This window comes from Brachybacterium sp. AOP29-B2-41, assembly GCF_052378395.1.
Classification (GTDB): Bacteria; Actinomycetota; Actinomycetes; order Actinomycetales; family Dermabacteraceae; genus Brachybacterium.
Genome location: NZ_JBQSXR010000015.1, coordinates 1 through 17,092 on the forward strand (window position 1 = coordinate 1; position 17,092 = coordinate 17,092).

The window sequence follows — 17,092 nt, forward strand, 5'->3', positions numbered from 1 at the left end:
TGTAGTTGGTCATGACGTTGTCGACGCGGGCGTGGAGGCGTGAGGCCGGGGGCTGGTCGCCGCAGGCGGTGTGGGGGCGATGATAGTTGTAGTGGCGCAGCCAGACGCCGTGACGGTTTCGACGCTCCTGCTCGGAGGTGAACACCTCTGCGTAGAGGAACTCGTCGGCGGTGATCCTCTGGAACCGCTCGACCTTCCCGTTGTGGCGGGGCGTATAGATCCGGGTGCGCTGGTGCCGGCCGATGAACGCGCAGGTAGAGCGCCGGAACGCCTTGGCGGTGTAGTTCTTGCCGTTGTCCGTGATCAGACGGGAGATCCGCGTGATCCCGTGGGCAGCGAAGAACACCCTGGCGCGGTGGAAGAATGCGATGGTCGTCGCAGCGGTCTCGTCCTCGAGCGCCTCGGTATAGGCCAGACGGGAGTACCCGTCGATCATCGAGTGGAGGTAGGTATAGCCGACCTTCTGCCGGTGGGCGCGCTTGCTCTTGGCTGGGCGGTGCCGCATTCGGCATCGAGCGCCTCCCGCCGCTGATTTCGAGATCTCCGGTCCGCGCGAGATCCCCGGTCTCCTACAGTGGGCCCATGAATCCCGCGCGCAGCGCCCGTGAAGGCGCCGAATCTGTCGAGAACGCCGCCGAGGACGTCGCTGAGAACCCTACGTTCGAGGCCATCGCCCGCGGCGGGTTCGTGATGAGCGGGCTGGTCCATGTGCTGATCGGGGTGATCACGCTGCAGATGGCGCTCGGCGGATCCTCCGAGGATGCCGACCAGTCCGGGGCGCTGCGCACACTCGCCGCGGCGCCGGGCGGGAACATCCTGCTCTGGATCGGCGGCCTGGCGATGGCCGCGCTGGTGATCTGGCATCTGGTCGAGACCTGGTTCGGAGCCAAGGGGAAGCAGGACGCGAAGGACCGCGCCGCTCACATCATCAAGACCCTCGGCAAGGCCGCGGTGTACGCGGCGCTGGCCGTGACCGCGTTGCGCTTCGCCGCCGGGGGAGGCAGTGACTCCGGACAGCAGACCACCGAGCTCACCGCGGGGATGATGGGCAGCGCCGCGGGGCGGGTCCTCATCGTGGTCGTGGCGCTGGTGGTGATCGGCATCGGCTGCTTCCACGTGTACAAGGGTGCGAGCCGCAGCTTCGAGGACGACCTGCGGATCCCGCCGGGGCAGAGGGTCGCCGGGGCGATCGTCGTGACCGGCATTCTGGGGTATATCGCCAAGGGCATCGCGCTGCTCGGCGTCGGCCTGATGTTCGGCTGGGCCGCCTTCGGCGCGGACCCGGAGAAGGCCAGCGGCCTGGACGGGGCGCTGAAGGCCATGGCACAGCTGCCCGCCGGCACGATCGTGCTCGCAATGATCGGCGTGGGCCTGATGCTCTACGGCGTCTACGCGGTGCTGCGCTCGCGCTACGCGCCCATGTGAGGGGGCTGAGTCCGCTGCTCATGCCCGATGCCGCACCGGACGTCGCACGACGCGATCCATTTGTCGCGCCGCGGTCCTCCTGATGAAGCATGAGAAGGGTCCTGAAGTACGTGGTGCCGTTCACCGGCTGGCCGATACGTTGCTTGTGGGGCAACGGTCCAGTGGCCTCGACGAACCGGAGAGGGAAGAGGGGCAGTTATGTCGGAGAAGATGCTGGTGGGGCGCCGAGCGCTGATCGCCGCATGTGTTGCGGTGCCTGCAGTGGCGGTGACCGGAGGTGTCGCGACAGCGGCACCGGTGAAGATCGCCCTCCCTGCAGGACAGAAGCGCGGAACGGTCGTCGAAACGGTCGAGGACGGCACCAAGATCTATGAGGTGCTGGATCGCGAGGGGAACGTGGTCGGCTACACGCTTGACGATGACAAGCTTCGGCAGATGTCGACCGCGAGCATGGCGCTGGCTCAGGAGGATACCCTCGACGGAAGTCTTCAGATCCGGGTCGTGACTCCGAGTGGAGTGACGAGCGTGGCGGCATGCGCGGCCGCTATCGCCGGCTTCGTAGCACTCACCGTGTTCCCGGCCGCGCGCGTCGCGAAGCTGGCCTGGCGTCTGGGGAAGCTCACGGTGAAGTACGGTCCGACGCTGGTTGCGAGGATCTTCCGTGGTGCCCGCGGCATCGCTGGTCGTACCGTGGAGAAGGAACTGATCGACCTCGCTAAGTCGCTGACGGGTGTTGCCGCACTCGCGGCGTGCGGACTCTGACCGGCCCGAGACGACCTGACCCAGACGGCAAGAAGGAGGACCCATGGCTGCCCGATCTGATCGAAGGAGCAGCACTGCACGCAGTTCGTCGAGCGCGATCCTGCTCGGGGTAGTGATGGCAGTGGTGGGAATCTGGTTGCTTGTCGGGGACGTGAGGCTGGGGGCGCTGGTCATCGAGCGCAACCTGTTCTTCGGCATTGTGGCGCTCATTGCCGCTGCGTTGAGTCTCGTCGGAGGCGGCATGGGTCTCTTCCGGTCCCGTAGCAGGTGAAGCCTGACTCCCGGGGGTGGAGGATCAGCTTTGCGATGAGCGGCACGGAGGAGAGGAGCCGGACTCGCCAGCATCTGAGGATGCTGGCGAGTCCGACGTGCATCAGGGGGGCCACGCTCCCCAGTTCAGGCTGTCGGCAGCCGGCTGTGTGGAGAACTACTTTTCGGGAAGTCTCGCCATGAGTGTGAAACTCTCTCCGCTCTGCTGGGTCTCAAGTGTTCCCCCGAGCAACGATGCTCTTTCGCGAAGCCGCGCGAGACCGTAGCCGGATGTTCGCGGGAAATCTTCAGGGCTGGTGGTGCCCGATAGGGAATTGCTGATGCCAAGTCGAATCCCGTGGTCGTCCGCGCGCAGGTCGATGGAGACATGGGGACTGGTCGGACCGTGTTTGATGATGTTCGTGACGGCTTCCCTGACGATGCGCACGGTCGCGTGCTCCACGGAGGATGATGCGTTGAGGGGTCCGCGCTGGACTATCTCCACGGTCGCGCCGAGGGCTGTCAGCTCGCGCTCCGCCTCCTTGAGTGCGTGGCCCACGGCGACGGTCTCAGGCATATGTTCGCCGCCGGCTTGCGAGTCGTTGGCCACGCGTAGAAGTCGCCGGATATCGGCGAGGGCTTGATCTGCACTGTTTCGGATGACCTCCTGGGAGGCGTCTCGACCCTCTTGATCACGGACGCGCTCGAGAACACGAACATGCATTGCTATCAGCGTGATATTTCGGGCGATGGTGTCATGGAGTTCGTCAGTGATTCGAAACCGCTCTGTGGTGACCGCAGCTTCCCTCGCACGCTCGAGACGGGCGAGGTCGGCCGCGAAATGCTGTTGGCGGCGATGCGCTGCGCTCAGTGCGATGCCGATTCCAGAGCATGTGATCAGTACGAGTCCGAGCGCGACCACGCCTCCGATGTCGGAGAAGCTGGAAGTTGCCACAGCAAATGCCGAGAGGCCGATCACCGCGGAAACGTAGATCGCGGTGAATCTGGACGGGGATGTGTACGCAACCAGCCCGCTGCCGATGGCCAAGTGCAGCAGCTCGTCGCCTGGGGGGCCCGTTGCCATGTGGGTGAGCGCACCCATCAGGAGGAGGATCGCCGCGGTCAAGGGCTGCCAACCGAATAGCGCGGTGGCGAAAAGCATGACGGCACTCGACAGGGCGTTCTGCCAAGTGTTCGGGGTACCGGTGACGTGCAACACCAGATCGACGCCACCGGTGATGGAGACGATCGTGACCAAGGCAATTCTTCCGCGACGCGAAAGATCCGTGAAGACCGGTTGCTCGATGGCGGCGGATGTGGGCCCGTGGGGATGCGTGCTGCCGCGGGCTCGGTCCGTCGTCATGTGCTCAGGATGCGCGAGTTGCGGGAGTCTGTCACTACTTGCAGATGCCGAGCAGGCGGCACAGTGATTTCATCACTTGTCCGGCCGGCGATGCTTGTGCGAGGTGGAACAGGATGTTGTTCATTGAAGCCTCTCGTGGTGGCGCGGTGATCCCTGATCGTCCCAGCTGATCGGTGTGGTCGGACGGGCACTTTTGGATCAACCCTTGCGACTTATGTATGGCCTCGCGTGTCGGTGATGCAGTTCCGGTGATCAGCCGCGGGAGGATCTACCCGCGGGCTTTCCTCGTTGAGGTGTCCGAGGGGTGGGTCGTCATGAGTGAAGGCGCTCCGCGGCTCCGCCCGCGGCCTCCGCAACCTCACCAACTACATCGCCCGCAGCCTCCTCTGATCAGGAGGCTTCAGACCCCTGCTGCACCCTCAAATGCGATGAGCCGGCAATGTACTATTGGGGAACTGTGACGTCGAGGAGGCGGAAGTATGGCAGATTCGAAACGCAAACACGGCAAGGTGTTCGCCTGGTTGGTGGCGATTGGCATCGTGGCGCTTGTCGGTCTTCCGACTGCGCTGCTCTTCGGCCTCGGCGACCTGATCTTCGACGGCCCCAAAGAAGGCGTGATCTCTTTCTTCGGTACGCTCGGCTTCATTGCGGTTCTGCTCGCTATCGGATTCGTATGGGAGCAGGTCAAGGAACGGCGAAATCGGGGCCGGTGAGACCTGGCGGTCACGCCAGCGCTGTCTACGAAAGAACGTGGCCCTCTGAGGGGCGAAAAGCTGACAAAGTCAGCGGCCCCCAGAGGGCCACGGTGCTGCCATACTTCCGGGGATATTCGCATTTGAGTGTGGTGCCCTGCTGAGTCAAGGTGCGTCGCCGGCGTGTTCGTCGGTGGCTGCGTAGCGGGATACAGGTCTAATAGTGGTCGTGGTTGCGGTAGCCCCGGGCCGGCCACCACCAACACTGACAGCCGGTTCAGACTCCTCGCTGACCGCCTCTCCAAGGATCACTGGCACTGGACGCCCGACCACCGCGACCGACACGCGGCGGACCGTCACACCCCAATGTCGGAATCAGCTCGCAACCATCGGTCACCACGCCGACCGGGCTGACCTGCAGACCCCACGAAAGATCGAGGCTAAGCTCGATGGGATGGAGCGAATTCAGGTGCTGCTTGTCGACGATGATCCCCTCGTCCGTCACGCCTTGAGGTTCTTCGTCGATGGGGCCGTGGATCTCTGTGTCGTCGGCGAGGCCGGCGACGGGGAGGCGGCGGTGTCGCTGGCGCGGGAGCTGGGGCCGGATGTCATATTGATGGACCTGCATATGCCGAGGATGGGGGGCGTCGAGGCGACTCGACAGGTTGTCGAGCTGTTTCCTGAGATGCATGTTCTTGCGGTGACCACGCTGAGCACCGAGAGGCACGTCGTCCCCGCGCTGCGTGCCGGGGCGTCGGGGTACCTCGTGAAGGACACGGAGCCGGATGAACTCGTAGCCGCCATCCGAGAGGTGCATTCTGGGCGCTCGATGATCTCCCCGGAGATCACGTTCGAACTGATCAGCACGATCCGTGGTGATGCCCTGCGCAATGATGGCCGCAGGATGGCGGAACAACTGACAGCGCGCGAAATCTCTATCGTACGGCTCATCGCGCGCGGGATGTCGAATGCGGAGATATCGGCGACCCTGCATCTGTCGGAGCCGACGATCAAATCGAATCTCACGCGATTGATGAGGAGGTGGCGGGTTCGGGATCGCGTCCAAGTTCTTATTTATGCGATCACGCATGATGTCATCGATGTCGATATGCTCGAGGTCGGAGACGGCGAATAGGTGTCGTGCGGGTGCGAGAGAACGTGGGGAATGGGCTGAAAGCTCTGTCTACTGCCTGTCACCACGGAGCAGCACCGCTCCATGACGCGGGATCACCACGTCGATCGCGCTGGAACCCGGGGCGACGCCGCGCGCCGCGTCGGACTGCACGGAGACCGCACGCACCGGCACGAGCTCCCCGCTCCACAGCTCGGTGACCTCGCCGACGAGCGCAGCGGGCAGGCCCACGTCCTGGCTGTCCAGCGACACCGCGAGCTCCTCCTCACCCACATTGAACGCGCCGACGTACTGCTCGCCCTCCAGCCCGTCGGCCGTCCACAGGATCAGCGCGCCCTCGCGGAACACCTCGCGATTGCCGGTGGAGCCGGCGTGCACAGCGAGCACGTCGGCGTTCTGCAGCAGCGCGATCGTCGCGGGATCCGAGCTGGGCAGGTCCCCTCCCACCATGAGCGGGGAGCGGGCGATCACCCACAGCGTCATGAGGGTGCGGCGTTCGTCGGGCGTGAGCAGGTCATCGCGGGGCTCGCCGCGCTCGGCCCGGATCCCGATCCGGCCCAGCGGCAGCATGTCCCCGTCGGCCCAGCCGTCCGGGCTCGAGTGCGGGGCCCAGCGGGCGAAACGGGCGAAGTTCGCCTCGACGTCCTCCCACCGATCCCACAAGTCATCGCAGATCCGCCACATGGTCGCGTGCTCGCGCAGATGGTCCAGGCGGGTCAGCGACAGGTCGCGGCCGGGGGAGAGGGACAGCTGCATCGGCCGCCCGGAGCGCTCGATCGCCCCGGCGAAGGCCTCGATGTCGGCGGCCTGGTACGGCCAGAGCATGTCATCGACCTTGAGGAAGTCCACGCCCCAGCCCGCATACAGCGCGAGCACCGAGTCGTAATAGGCGCTCGCACCGGGCGCCGTGTGGTCGATGCCCACCATGTGTGGGTTCCACTCGCAGGAGTTCGTGGGGTCGGCGATGTCTCCGGCGCGCAGCTCTGAGCCGAGCACGGGGCTGTTCGCTGCGACGGCGCGGCGCGGGATCCCGCGCATCACGTGGATGCCCAGCCGCAGCCCGAGGCCGTGGATCTGCTCCGCGAGCGGTCCGAAGCCGGCGCCGCCCGCGGCGCTCGGGAATCGCACCGGGTCCGGCAGCAGCCGCCCGTGCTCGTCCATCGTGAGCGGGGCGCCGACGTTATAGCCGTGGGAACGGGCCGACGGGTCCGACCAGTCGATGTCGATCACCACGGTGTCCCAGCCGTAGGGGGCCAGGTGCTCCGCGAGGAAGCGGGCGTTCGCGAGCACCTCCTCCTCGGTGACGGTGGTGCCGAAGCTGTCCCACGAGTTCCAGCCCATCGGCGGGCGGGCCGACGAGGTGCTGGGCGCAGTGGCGGGTGTGGTTGCGAGCGTGGGTGTCATCGGGTCACTCTCCGAGCAGACGGTCGACGTAGGCATTGGTGAACACGCGGCCCGGATCCAGCCGCTCGCGCAGCGCGAGGAAGTCCTCCAGCCGCGGGTACGGGGCACGCACCTGCGCGGGGTCGAGGGTGAAGACCTTTCCCCAGTGCGGGCGCGGCGCGAACGGGGCCAGGCGCTCCTCGATCTCGGGCAACAATGCTGTGACCTGCTCGGGAAGCTGCTTCCAGGTGAAGTGCACGCAGGCGCTGTCGCGCTGGTAGGCGGGGGAGAGCCACAGCTCGTCGGCCGCGACGGTGCGGATCTCGGAGGCATGCAGCAACGGCCGGATCCGCTCGCCGAGCTCGCTCACCGCCGCCACCGCTGCGGCCAGATCCTCGCGCGCCACGAAGTACTCCGACTGGATCTCCTCGCCGTTGCTCGGAGTGAACTCGAGCCGGAAATGGGGCAGCCGCTCATGGGAGGGGCCGGGTTCCCCGGTCTGGTCGGTGCAGAAATCGGCGGGCATCCCCGCCAGTGGATGCACCGGCCGACGGGCCCGGCGGCCGCCCAGCCACTGCTCCGGCAGCTCCTCATCGACCCCCGCCACCTGCTTCACCCAGGCCTGGTCGATGCGGCCGTCCCAGTGGTGGAAGAGGCTCACGCTGGTCCCGCCCGCGAGCATCGCCAGCATGCCCTCGCCCGTCGTGCTCTCGGGAGGAAAGTCCAGGTGGACGGTCTGGCGCATCGGGGCGGCGGGCACCAGGTCCAGGGTCAGGTAGGTGACGATGCCGAGCATCCCGAGGGAGAGCACCGCCCCGGCGAAGACCTCGGGATCCGCGTCACGGGACAGGGTGAGCTGGTCCCCGCCTGCGGTGACCAGCTCGATCGCCCGCACCGAGGAGGCCAGCGAAGGGCTGCCATCCCCCGAGCCATGGGTGCCCGTCGCACTCGCCCCGCCCACCGAGATGTGGGGGAGGGACCCCATGTTCGCGAGCGCCAGTCCGTGCTCGGCCGCCGCGAGCGCGAGCTCCCCGTAGCGCACCGCCGCGGCGACCCGGACGGTGCGCGCTGCGGCGTCGAACTCGAGATCGGCGGGCAGGTGCGCGAGGGTGACCAGGTCCGCGTCGCTCGCGGCGATCTCGGAGAAGGAGTGCCGCGTGCCGAGCGCCCGGATCCTTGGGCTGCGGCCCACCAGCGCGCGCAGCTCCGCGACCGAGGTCGGTGCATGCAGCGGTCCGGGCCCGTAGTCCACGGTCCCGGACCAGCTGCGCCCGGGGCGGGTGTGCGCGGAATCGGGGGCGTGCGCGGAAGGGGTCCCAGCGGGCATCATTGCTCCAGCTCTTCGAGGGTGGTCACGTCATCCTGCCGAAATGTGCCGGCCAGCGGGGCAAAGTAGGGCGATAGATCGCGCTATCGCCCCACTTTGTCCCGCTGGCCGGGCTTCTCCCGCAGGCGGGGCTTCTCCCGCGGGCGGGACGAGGTGGGGCTCAGAAGCCCTGGCCGAGGCGGTAGAACACCTGGTTGGTGCGCAGCTCCTGGGCGAAGGAGCGCACCGTGGTGTCCTCGTCGATGACCGCGAGCTCGAGATCACCGATCGTCGCGAGGTCCTCCCAGACCTCGAGGCCCACGGCGGTGGTCATCACCGTGTGATGGGCGGCGCCGGCGGTCAGCCAGCACTCGGCGGAGGTCGCGAAGTCGGGGGCGGGCTCCCAGACAGCGCAGGCCACGGGAAGCTTCGGCAGCTCCTGCGCGGGCTCGACGACCTTCACCACGTTGGCGACCAGGCGGAAGCGCTCGCGCATGTCGGAGAGCGCCACCACGACGGCGGGGCCGGCGTCGGCCGTGAACTTCAGGCGCACCGGGTCCTCCCGGTCGCCGAGGCCCAGCGGGTGGATCTCGAGCGACGGCTTCGCTGTGGTCAGCGAGGGGGAGACCTCGAGCATGTGGGCGCCGAGGATCTGCTCGCGGCCGGGGGTGAGCTCGTAGGTGTAGTCCTCCATCAGGGAGGCGCCGCCGGGCAGGCCGTGGCCCATCACCGCGGCGACCCGCACCAGGATCGCGGTCTTCCAGTCGCCCTCGGCGCCGAAGCCGTAGCCGTCGGCCATGAGGCGCTGCACTGCGAGGCCCGGCAGCTGGCGCAGCCCGCCGAGGTCCTCGAAGTTCGTGGTGAAGGCGCCGAAGCCGCCCTCCTCGAGGAAGGTGCGCAGGCCGAGTTCCTGGCGGGCGCCGTAGCGCAGCGAGTCGTGGCGCTCCCCGCCCTGCTTCAGCTCGGGGACGATCTCGTACAGCTCTTCGTACTCGGCGACCAGTGCGTCGATCGCGCTCTCCTCGACCGCGTCGACCACGGCGACCAGGTCGTTCACGCCCCAGGTGTTCACGGAGACGCCGAGTCGCAGCTCGGCCTCGGTCTTGTCCCCCTCGGTGACGGCGACGCCGCGCATGTTGTCGCCGAAGCGGGCGAGCTTCAGCGAGTGCATCTCGGCCCAGCCGGTCGCGGCGCGGGCCCAGCGGCCGATCTTGTCCTGCACGCCCTCATCCGAGGAGTGGCCCACGACGGTCTTGCGGTTCACGCCGAGGCGGGTGGCGATGTAGCCGAACTCGCGGTCGCCGTGCGCGGCCTGGTTGAGGTTCATGAAGTCCATGTCGATGCTGGACCAGGGCAGCTCGACGTTCGCCTGGGTGTGCAGGTGCAGCAGCGGGGTGCGCAGGGCATCCAGGCCCTGGATCCACATCTTCGCGGGGGAGAAGGTGTGCATCCAGGCGATGACGCCCACGCAGGCAGGGTCGGCGTTCGCGGCCAGGGCGGTCTCGCGGATCGCGTCACGGTCGGTGAGCACCGGCTTCCAGACGATCTTCACGGGGATGCCGCCTGCGGCGTCGAGGGTCTCGGCGATCACACGCGACTGCTCGGCGACCTGGTCGAGCGTCTCGGGGCCGTACAGGCCCTGGCTGCCGGTCAGGAACCAGATCTCGCGGGCTTCGAAGGGGTTCTGCATGGTGGTGTCCTCGTCGTTCAGGGGAATAGGGGGGGCGGAGCCGGCGTCAGCGCTGGCCGTAGACGTTCTGGTAGCGGTCGTAGAGCGAGTCGATCAGGCTCGGCTCGATGGGCAGGGGCTCACCGAGCTGGCGGGAGATGTGCACCGTGCGGGCGACCTCCTCGACCATCACGGCGGCCTTCACCGCGGCGCGGCCGTCCTTGCCGAGGGTGAACGGGCCGTGGTTCTGCATCAGCACGGCGGGGCTGCGGTGGCCTTCGAGCGTCTCGACGATGCCGCGGCCGATCGAGTCGTCGCCGATCACGGCGAAGGGGCCGACGGGCACGGGGCCGCCGAACTCGTCGGCCATCATCGTCAGCACGCAGGGGATCTCTTCGGCGCGAGCGGCCCAGGCGGTGGCGTAGGTCGAGTGTGTGTGCACGACCCCGCCCACCTCGGGCAGGTAGGAGTAGACGTAGGCGTGGGCGGCGGTGTCCGAGGAGGGGGTCAGCGTGTCGGGGGTGCCGTCGTCGATCTTCACGCCGTCGAGCGTGCAGACCACCATCGTCTCGGCGGTGAGCTCGTCATAGGAGACGCCGGAGGGCTTGATGACCATCAGCCCCGGGACCTCGGGCGCGGTGGCGGGGACCCGTTCGGAGACGTTCCCGGCCGTCCACACCACCAGCCCGTTGCGGGGCAGCTCGGCGTGGAGGGCGGCGACCCGCTCGCGGGTGGCGGCCACCGCCTCCTGGGTATCGACGGGGAGGGTGGCGAGGGCGAGAGTCATCAGGGCTCCTGGGAGGTCGTGGGGAAGAGTGAAGAGGCGAGCCCAGCCGGGTCAGCTGAGCAGGTCGCCGGCGAGCCGTTCGACCGGGAGCCCGGTGCGATAGCTGGCCAGCCACTGGGCGTGCCCGGCCATCCCGGCCTCGTCGGGCTCGAGGGTGCTGAGCTGCTGGGAGGCGAAGATCTCGGTGCCCAGGAAGTCGCCGAGGGAGGCCTGCCCCTGCTCCTGCCCCTGGTCGCGGGCGCGAGCAGTGAAGGCGGCGAGCAGGGCCATGCCCCAGGCGCCGCCCTCGGCCGCGGAGTCGCCGACGGCGACCGGGGTGGCGAGCGCGTCGGCCAGCACCTGCTGGGCGACGCCTGCGGTGGCGAAGATGCCGCCGTGGGCGTACATCACGTCCAGCTGCACGCCTTCGTCCTTCAGCAGGGCCTCCATGCCCACGGCGAGCGCCCCGAAGGCGCCGTAGAGCTGGGAGCGCATGAAGTTCTCGAGGGTGAAGCGGGCTTCCTGCTCGCGCACCAGCAGGGGGCGGCCGGAGGGGACGCCGGTCTGGTGCTCGCCGGAGACGTAGTTGTAGCTCAGCACTCCGCCGGCGTCGGCGTCGCCCTGGGCTCCCGCGCCGAACAGTGCGCCGTACAGCTCCTCGGGGCCGACGGGGTGGCCCAGCAACTCGGCGAAACGGCTGAACAGGCCCAGCCAGGCGTCGAGGTCGGTGGTGCAGTTGTTGGTGTGGATCATCGCGACCGGATCCCCGGCCGGGGTGGTGACCATGTCGATCTCCTCGCGCGGGCCGGAGAGCTGCCCCTCGAGGACCACCATGGCGAAGGCGCTGGTGCCGGCGGAGACGTTGCCGGTGCGCGGGGCGATGGCGTGGGTGGCGACCATGCCGGTGCCGGCGTCCCCCTCGGGAGGCGCGGCGACCGCGCCGGACTGCAGCGCGCCGGTGGGATCCAGCAGCGCCGCCCCCTCGGTGGTCAGGGAGCCGGCATCCTGCCCGGCGGACAGCACCTCGGGGAGCACCTCGGGCAGGGCCCAGGGCAGCTCCGCCACTCCGTCCAGGGCGGAGAACCGCTCCAGAAGTGCGGGGTCGAAGGCGTCGCCGGCGGCGGAGATCGGGAACATGCCGCTGGCATCGCCGACGCCGAGCACGGACCGCCCCGTGAGCTCGCGGTGCACGTATCCGGCCAGCGTGGTGAGCTGCGCCAGCTGCTGCACGTGCTCCTCGCCGCCGCGGATCGCATGCAGCAGATGCGCGACGCTCCAGCGCAGCGGGATGTTCACACCGAGGGCCTCGCTGAGCTCGCCGGCGGCCTCGGTGGTGAAGGTGTTGCGCCAGGTGCGGAAGGGGGTGAGCAGCTCGCCGTCGGCGTCGAGCGGGAGATAGCCGTGCATCATCGCGGAGATGCCGAGGCTCGCCAGCTGCGTGAGCCCCACCCCGTGCTGCTCACGCACCTCGCGCACCAGATCCGCGTAGCAGTCCTGGATACCGGTCCAGACGCTGTCCAGGGAGTAGGTCCAGCTCTCGTCCACGAGCTGGTTCTCCCAGGTGTGGGAACCGGTGGCGAGCACCGTGCCGGCATCGTCGATCAGAGCGGCTTTGATGCGGGTCGAGCCCAGCTCGAGGCCCAGGTGGGCGCGGCCGGCCCCGATCAGGGAGGCGGGGTCGGAATGCTCTGAGGGGGTCACGGCGGCGTGCGTCATGCGCCTATCCCACCAGGGAAATCACGCGATGTCAACGTTCACATTGGCACCAGGCGACGGCTCCCGACCAGGTCAGTGGGTGCGTTCAGGGAGGGTCGAGCGGCGCACCACCAGGCGCGGCGGCAGCGTGCTGGGCGTCCCTGGCGGCGGCTCTCGGTCCTCGAGCATGCACAGCAGGCGCTCGAGGGCGAGGCGTCCCAGCTCGGCGAAGGGTTGGGCGACGGTGGTCAGCGAGGGGATCTGGAACTCCGCTCCCATCGTGTTGTCGAAGCCCACCACCGCGACCTCCTCCGGCACTCGCAGGCCGTGCTCGTGCAGGGCGTGGAGCACGCCGATCGCCATCATGTCGTTCGCCGCGAAGATCGCGTCCGGCAGTCCGCTGCGCACCAGCTCGCTGGCGAGCTCGTAGCCGGAGCGCGGGGTCCAATCCCCGGGGCCCACGACCGTTCCGTCCAGGCCATGCAGGGCGAGGGCCTGCTCGAACCCCTCGCGCCGGGCGCAGGCGTCGAACCAGTCCTGGGGGCCCGCGATATGCGCCACTGAGCGCACTCCGGTGCGAGCCAGGTGCTCGATGACCTGGTGTGCTCCAAGGTGCTGGTCCACCCCGACGACCTGGACCTCCGGGTTCCGGGCCGGCACCGCGGTGACGGCGACGACGGGGGTCGAGCGTGACAGCGAGGCGACCGCCGGGACCATGCCCTCATGGGCGGCGACCACCAGGATGCCGTCCACACCGGTGCCCAGCAGCTCGGCTCCGATCTGGGGGCTGCTGTCTGCGTCGGGACCGACGGTGGTCAGCAGCATCGAGTAGCCGGCTCGACGTGCAGCGGCCTCGATGGCGGTGGTCGTCTCCGTCGGCCCGAACAGGGAGGAGCCGTCGTTGAGCAGCCCGATCAGGGAGGAGCGCGTGGTTTTCAGCGCTCTGGCCGCGCGGTTGCGGGTGTAGCCCAGCTCGGAGATCGCTGCGAGCACGCGGGCACGGGTGTCCGGGCGCACGATCTGCGGTTCGTTGAGCACTCGCGAGACGGTCTGGTAGGAGACCCCGGCGCGGCCGGCGACATCCGCCATGGAGGGGCGGCGCAGGGTGGGAGCCACGGGGATATCTCCTTTCCAGGACGGGGTATATGGGCTGCAGGTGAGGCGGTGGCCTGCAAGATCGATTCACATCAGAGCAACGTGCCGTCGCGCCCCGGTCCGGCGATATGTCCGTTGCTGATTCGTGACCCGCAGCGGCCTCGGAGGGGTGACACACGGGCATGTGAACGTTAGCATTCGAGGCGTTCTGGTCCCGGCCGGCACCGCTGTCCTCCAGGAGCTCGGAAAGCTCGAGACCACGGGGGAGGCGCCCCTGCTGAACACCCGGACGCACGATGCCTACCTCACGGAACTCGAGAGGGTCTCCGCTCACTCCGGGGTCTACGAGCTCACGGCCAGGACCGAGCGAAGTGCAGGTTCCGTCGGCGTCACCCTGCTGGTGGCGCGGATCGAGGAAGTCCTCTCTGACGTCGAGGGCCTGGTGACAGAGATGTTCGGCCCGGCGGGGCTGGTGGTGGAGTACGACGACCCGTCCGACGTCCTCGACCTGGCGGCGAGACTTCCGGGCCAGCTCACGGCGACCCTCATCGGAGACGAGGACGAGGAAGACCTGGAGCTCTCGCGAGAGCTCCTTCCCCTCTTGCGCGAGAGGGCCGGGCGCCTGCTGTGGAACGAATGGCCGACGGGCGTCTCCGTCACCCACGCCCAGCAGCATGGCGGCCCCTATCCCGCGACCACCGCACCGACCACGACATCGGTCGGCACCGCGGCGATCTCGCGGTTCCAGCGGCCGGTGGCCTATCAGAACTTCCCCGAGGTGCTGCTCCCCGAGCCCCTGAGGGATGCGAACCCGCTGGGAGTGCCCCAACGGGTCGACGGGTGAGGACCACCGTGCGGCGGGGTGAGGGAAGCGCAGCTCAGCGCCGGTAGCTGAGGACCCGGTAGCGGGTGCCGCTGGCCGCCTCGTGCCAGCCGCCGGCGGGATCGGACACTGCAGCATCGGTGGCGGCAAGGTGGAAGGCCGACGGGATCTCCGGGGCAGTGGTGTCCCCGTCGACCTCGAGGTCGATCTCGGTGACCACCAGCAGGTCGGCCTCCGCGATCGCCTCGCGGTAGACCGCGCCGCCGCCGATCACCCAGATCATCGGGCTGGCGGCGTCCGGGCGGGCAGCGTGCGGGGCGGGAGGCGTGCCCGCCTCGTCGGCGAGCACCTCGCGCGCGATCCGGAGGGCATCGGGCAGGCTCCGTGCCCGCACCGCACCGGCCTCCGCGAAGGCATCATCACGGGTGATGACGACATTGGTGCGGCCCGGCAGCGGCCGGAACTTCTCAGGGAACGACTGCCAGGTGCGCCGGCCCATCACCACCGGGGAGCCCTTCGTGGTGCGGGAGAAGTGCTTCAGGTCTTCCGGCAGGTGCCAGGGCATGGTGCCGCCGGCGCCGATCACGCCGTCCCGAGCCTGCGCCCAGATCAGACCGATCTGCGGAGCGACGACTCGCGGCGGCGCCGCACCGTCGGCCTTCGTGCTCTCGCCCGCTGTGCTCACACCGCCACCGGGGCCTTGATGCCCTTGTGGTGCTGGTAGTCGAGGATCTCGAAGTCCTCGAGCTCGTAGTCGAAGATCGACTCCGGCCGGCGCGCGATCCGCAGCGTCGGGGACGGGAACGCATCGCGCCCGAGCTGCCGGGTGACCTGCTCGTGGTGGTTGTCGTAGATGTGGCAGTCCCCGCCGGTCCAGATGAAGTCCCCGACCTCGAGGTCGGTCTGCTGGGCGATCATGTGCGTCAGCAGCGCATAGCTCGCGATGTTGAAGGGCACCCCGAGGAACAGGTCGGCGCTGCGCTGGTACAGCTGGCAGGAGAGCTTCCCGTCGTGCACCTCGAACTGGAAGAGCGCGTGGCAGGGGGCGAGCGCCATCTTCGGGATCTCCGCCGGGTTCCAGGCCGAGACGATGAGTCGCCGCGAGTCGGGATTGGTGCGGATCTGCTCGATGACGTCGCTGATCTGGTCGATCACCCCGCCGTCCGGGCTGGGCCAGGAGCGCCACTGCGCGCCGTAGACCGGGCCGAGGTCGCCGTTCTTGTCGGCCCACTCGTCCCAGATGGTCACCCCGCGCTCCTGCAGCCAGCGCACATTGGTGTCGCCGCGCAGGAACCACAGCAGCTCGAGGATGATCGAGCGGGTGTGCACCCGTTTGGTGGTGATCAGCGGGAAGCCCTCGGAGAGGTCGAAGCGGATCTGCTTGCCGAACAGGCTGCGGGTGCCGGTGCCGGTGCGGTCGCTCTTGGCGTTGCCGGTCTCCATGACCTCGCGCAGCAGGTCCTCGTAGGGGGTGGGGACGGTCATTGCGTCACTCCTTCTCGGGGCGGTCAGTGGTCATGGCTGCAGTTACTGGAACTCCGGCTGCGGGAGCCTCAGCGGCGGGAGTTTCGGCGGCGGCGAGCGTCGAGCCGCGCACCACGAGCGAGTACGGGGTGTCGACCACGCGCGGCGGGCCGTCATAGCCCAGAATCCGCTCTCCGAGCAGGTCCAAGGTGGTGCGGACGAGGGCGGCTTTGTCCGGCGAGATCGTGGTCAGCGGCGGCGACGCGTACGGGGCATCGGGGGTGTCGTCGTAACCGGTGACAGCGACGTCCTCCGGGACGCGGCGCCCCTGGCGGCGCAGGGCGGCGAGCGCGCCGATCGCCAGCTCGTCGTTGCCGCAGACGAGTCCGTCCACCTCCGGCATCCGCTCCAGCAGCGCGTTCGCGGCAGCGAAGCCGTCGGGCCGGTGCCAGGCATCCACCGCCTGCACCACGGCGTCGTCGGCGCGCAGGCCGTGCTCGCGCAGGGCGGCGAGGAAGCCGTCGCGGCGCAGGGAGCCCGAGCTGTGCGGCTGCAGGCCCTGGGCGGTGTCGATCTTGCCGATGAACGCGAGGTGCCGGCGCCCCGTCTCGATCAGGTGCGAGGTCGCGTCGAAGGCGGCGCTCTGATTGTCGATGCGCACATAGTCGCAGCCCTCGGGGAGCTGCTCGGGCAGATGCTCCCCGATGAACACGGTGGGCTGGGTGGTGCGCTCCATCTGCGCGAAGTGCTCCTCCTCCAGCAGCAGCGGATTGAAGATCACCCCATCGCCGAACACCTGCTTGAACCCCTCGAGCACGGTGCGTTCCGCCTCGCGACCTGCGGAGGTCGAGTGCAGCACGACGGTCTGCCCGCGGTCCTGCGCCTCATCGATGAAGTGCTGGGCGAGGTCCGAGAAGTAGGAGAAGGCCAGGGAGGGCACCGCGAGGGTGATCATCTGGGAGGCGCCGGTGCGCAGCTGCCGGGCGGCCAGTTGGGGCCGGTAGCCGACCTGCAGGATCGCCTCGCGCACCTTCTCGCGGGTGGATTCCCGCACGTGCGGGTAGTCGTTGACCACGTTGGAGACGGTCTTGATCGAGACGCCCGCGAGCTCGGCGACGTCGCGCAGCGCAGGCGGACGCCGCTGAGCGGAGGGCGAGCGGGGAGGCATGCACTGATTCTCGCATTCAGCTGGTCCTCTGCGGAGCCTCCTGGGAGAGACGGCACTTGGGGCGTCGCTCGTCTGCGTCCGACGTGCGTCGCGCGGATAC

Annotated in this window: 16 protein-coding genes and 1 pseudogene; 6 read left to right on the top strand and 11 right to left on the bottom strand. The window is 68.7% G+C overall.

The genetic code is table 11. The features are described from left to right. Window positions 1-463 (bottom strand): annotated as a pseudogene (locus ACT3T9_RS13970) (integrase core domain-containing protein); the annotation flags it as partial. 119 nt (window positions 464-582) lie between these two features. Here ACT3T9_RS13970 and ACT3T9_RS13975 point away from each other — a divergent pair. From ACT3T9_RS13975 to ACT3T9_RS13985, 3 genes are all read left to right on the top strand, one after another. Continuing rightward, complete coding sequence (locus ACT3T9_RS13975; RefSeq protein WP_444606805.1) at window positions 583-1,425, top strand: DUF1206 domain-containing protein; 843 nt, start codon at window positions 583-585, stop codon at window positions 1,423-1,425. Window positions 1,426-1,623: 198 nt separating this feature from the next. Next, the gene (locus ACT3T9_RS13980; protein ID WP_345075598.1) at window positions 1,624-2,187 is read left to right on the top strand and encodes a hypothetical protein; all 564 of its coding nucleotides are present in this window, start codon (window positions 1,624-1,626) and stop codon (window positions 2,185-2,187) included. 43 nt (window positions 2,188-2,230) lie between these two features. Beyond that, window positions 2,231-2,458: a hypothetical protein gene (locus ACT3T9_RS13985; protein WP_345075597.1), complete on the top strand. Its 228-nt coding sequence runs from the start codon at window positions 2,231-2,233 to the stop codon at window positions 2,456-2,458. A 156-nt stretch (window positions 2,459-2,614) separates the two neighbouring features. On the opposite strand, the gene ACT3T9_RS13990 is transcribed toward ACT3T9_RS13985, so the two are convergent. Then, window positions 2,615-3,799 (bottom strand): sensor histidine kinase, encoded by a 1,185-nt coding sequence (locus tag ACT3T9_RS13990; protein WP_444606806.1) that lies wholly within the window; start codon window positions 3,797-3,799, stop codon window positions 2,615-2,617. Between the two features lie 479 nt (window positions 3,800-4,278). Here ACT3T9_RS13990 and ACT3T9_RS13995 point away from each other — a divergent pair, with 479 nt between their 5' ends. Then, window positions 4,279-4,512: a hypothetical protein gene (locus ACT3T9_RS13995; protein WP_441445849.1), complete on the top strand. Its 234-nt coding sequence runs from the start codon at window positions 4,279-4,281 to the stop codon at window positions 4,510-4,512. Between the two features lie 433 nt (window positions 4,513-4,945). Beyond that, window positions 4,946-5,626 (top strand): response regulator transcription factor, encoded by a 681-nt coding sequence (locus tag ACT3T9_RS14000; RefSeq protein WP_345075592.1) that lies wholly within the window; start codon window positions 4,946-4,948, stop codon window positions 5,624-5,626. Window positions 5,627-5,674: 48 nt separating this feature from the next. Here ACT3T9_RS14000 and ACT3T9_RS14005 read toward each other — a convergent pair whose 3' ends face one another. The 6 genes from ACT3T9_RS14005 to ACT3T9_RS14030 all read right to left on the bottom strand — a co-directional run bounded on the left by ACT3T9_RS14005 (window position 5,675) and on the right by ACT3T9_RS14030 (window position 13,558). Continuing rightward, a complete protein-coding gene (locus ACT3T9_RS14005; RefSeq protein ID WP_345075591.1) occupies window positions 5,675-7,027 on the bottom strand; it encodes a glycoside hydrolase family 27 protein in 1,353 nt (450 codons plus the stop codon). Window positions 7,028-7,031: 4 nt separating this feature from the next. Further along, on the bottom strand, window positions 7,032-8,336 hold the full coding sequence (locus ACT3T9_RS14010) for a D-arabinono-1,4-lactone oxidase (RefSeq protein ID WP_345075590.1): 1,305 nt from the start codon (window positions 8,334-8,336) through the stop codon (window positions 7,032-7,034). Between the two features lie 157 nt (window positions 8,337-8,493). Next, window positions 8,494-10,002: an L-arabinose isomerase gene (gene araA, locus ACT3T9_RS14015; RefSeq protein WP_444606807.1), complete on the bottom strand. Its 1,509-nt coding sequence runs from the start codon at window positions 10,000-10,002 to the stop codon at window positions 8,494-8,496. A 46-nt stretch (window positions 10,003-10,048) separates the two neighbouring features. Next, on the bottom strand, window positions 10,049-10,768 hold the full coding sequence (locus ACT3T9_RS14020; protein WP_345075587.1) for an L-ribulose-5-phosphate 4-epimerase: 720 nt from the start codon (window positions 10,766-10,768) through the stop codon (window positions 10,049-10,051). 51 nt (window positions 10,769-10,819) lie between these two features. Continuing rightward, window positions 10,820-12,463, bottom strand: a complete 1,644-nt coding sequence (locus ACT3T9_RS14025) for a xylulokinase (protein WP_444606808.1) — start codon at window positions 12,461-12,463, stop codon at window positions 10,820-10,822. 72 nt (window positions 12,464-12,535) lie between these two features. Further along, the gene (locus tag ACT3T9_RS14030; protein ID WP_444606809.1) at window positions 12,536-13,558 is read right to left on the bottom strand and encodes a LacI family DNA-binding transcriptional regulator; all 1,023 of its coding nucleotides are present in this window, start codon (window positions 13,556-13,558) and stop codon (window positions 12,536-12,538) included. A 163-nt stretch (window positions 13,559-13,721) separates the two neighbouring features. Here ACT3T9_RS14030 and ACT3T9_RS14035 point away from each other — a divergent pair, with 163 nt between their 5' ends. Continuing rightward, window positions 13,722-14,381, top strand: a complete 660-nt coding sequence (locus ACT3T9_RS14035; protein ID WP_444601216.1) for a hypothetical protein — start codon at window positions 13,722-13,724, stop codon at window positions 14,379-14,381. Between the two features lie 34 nt (window positions 14,382-14,415). Here the strand turns inward: ACT3T9_RS14035 and ACT3T9_RS14040 are convergent, their stop codons facing one another. Genes ACT3T9_RS14040 through ACT3T9_RS14050 form a run of 3 tightly spaced genes read right to left on the bottom strand, consistent with a single transcriptional unit; the run spans window position 14,416 to window position 16,992 of the window. Continuing rightward, window positions 14,416-15,045 (bottom strand): dihydrofolate reductase, encoded by a 630-nt coding sequence (locus ACT3T9_RS14040; protein ID WP_345075578.1) that lies wholly within the window; start codon window positions 15,043-15,045, stop codon window positions 14,416-14,418. Beyond that, window positions 15,042-15,845, bottom strand: coding sequence for a thymidylate synthase (locus ACT3T9_RS14045; RefSeq protein ID WP_444606810.1), 804 nt, complete (start codon window positions 15,843-15,845; stop codon window positions 15,042-15,044). Before ACT3T9_RS14045 ends, ACT3T9_RS14040 begins: the two co-directional genes overlap by 4 nt. Before the next feature lie 4 nt (window positions 15,846-15,849). Next, window positions 15,850-16,992, bottom strand: coding sequence for a LacI family DNA-binding transcriptional regulator (locus ACT3T9_RS14050; RefSeq protein WP_444606811.1), 1,143 nt, complete (start codon window positions 16,990-16,992; stop codon window positions 15,850-15,852). Window positions 16,993-17,092: the final 100 nt, after the last annotated feature.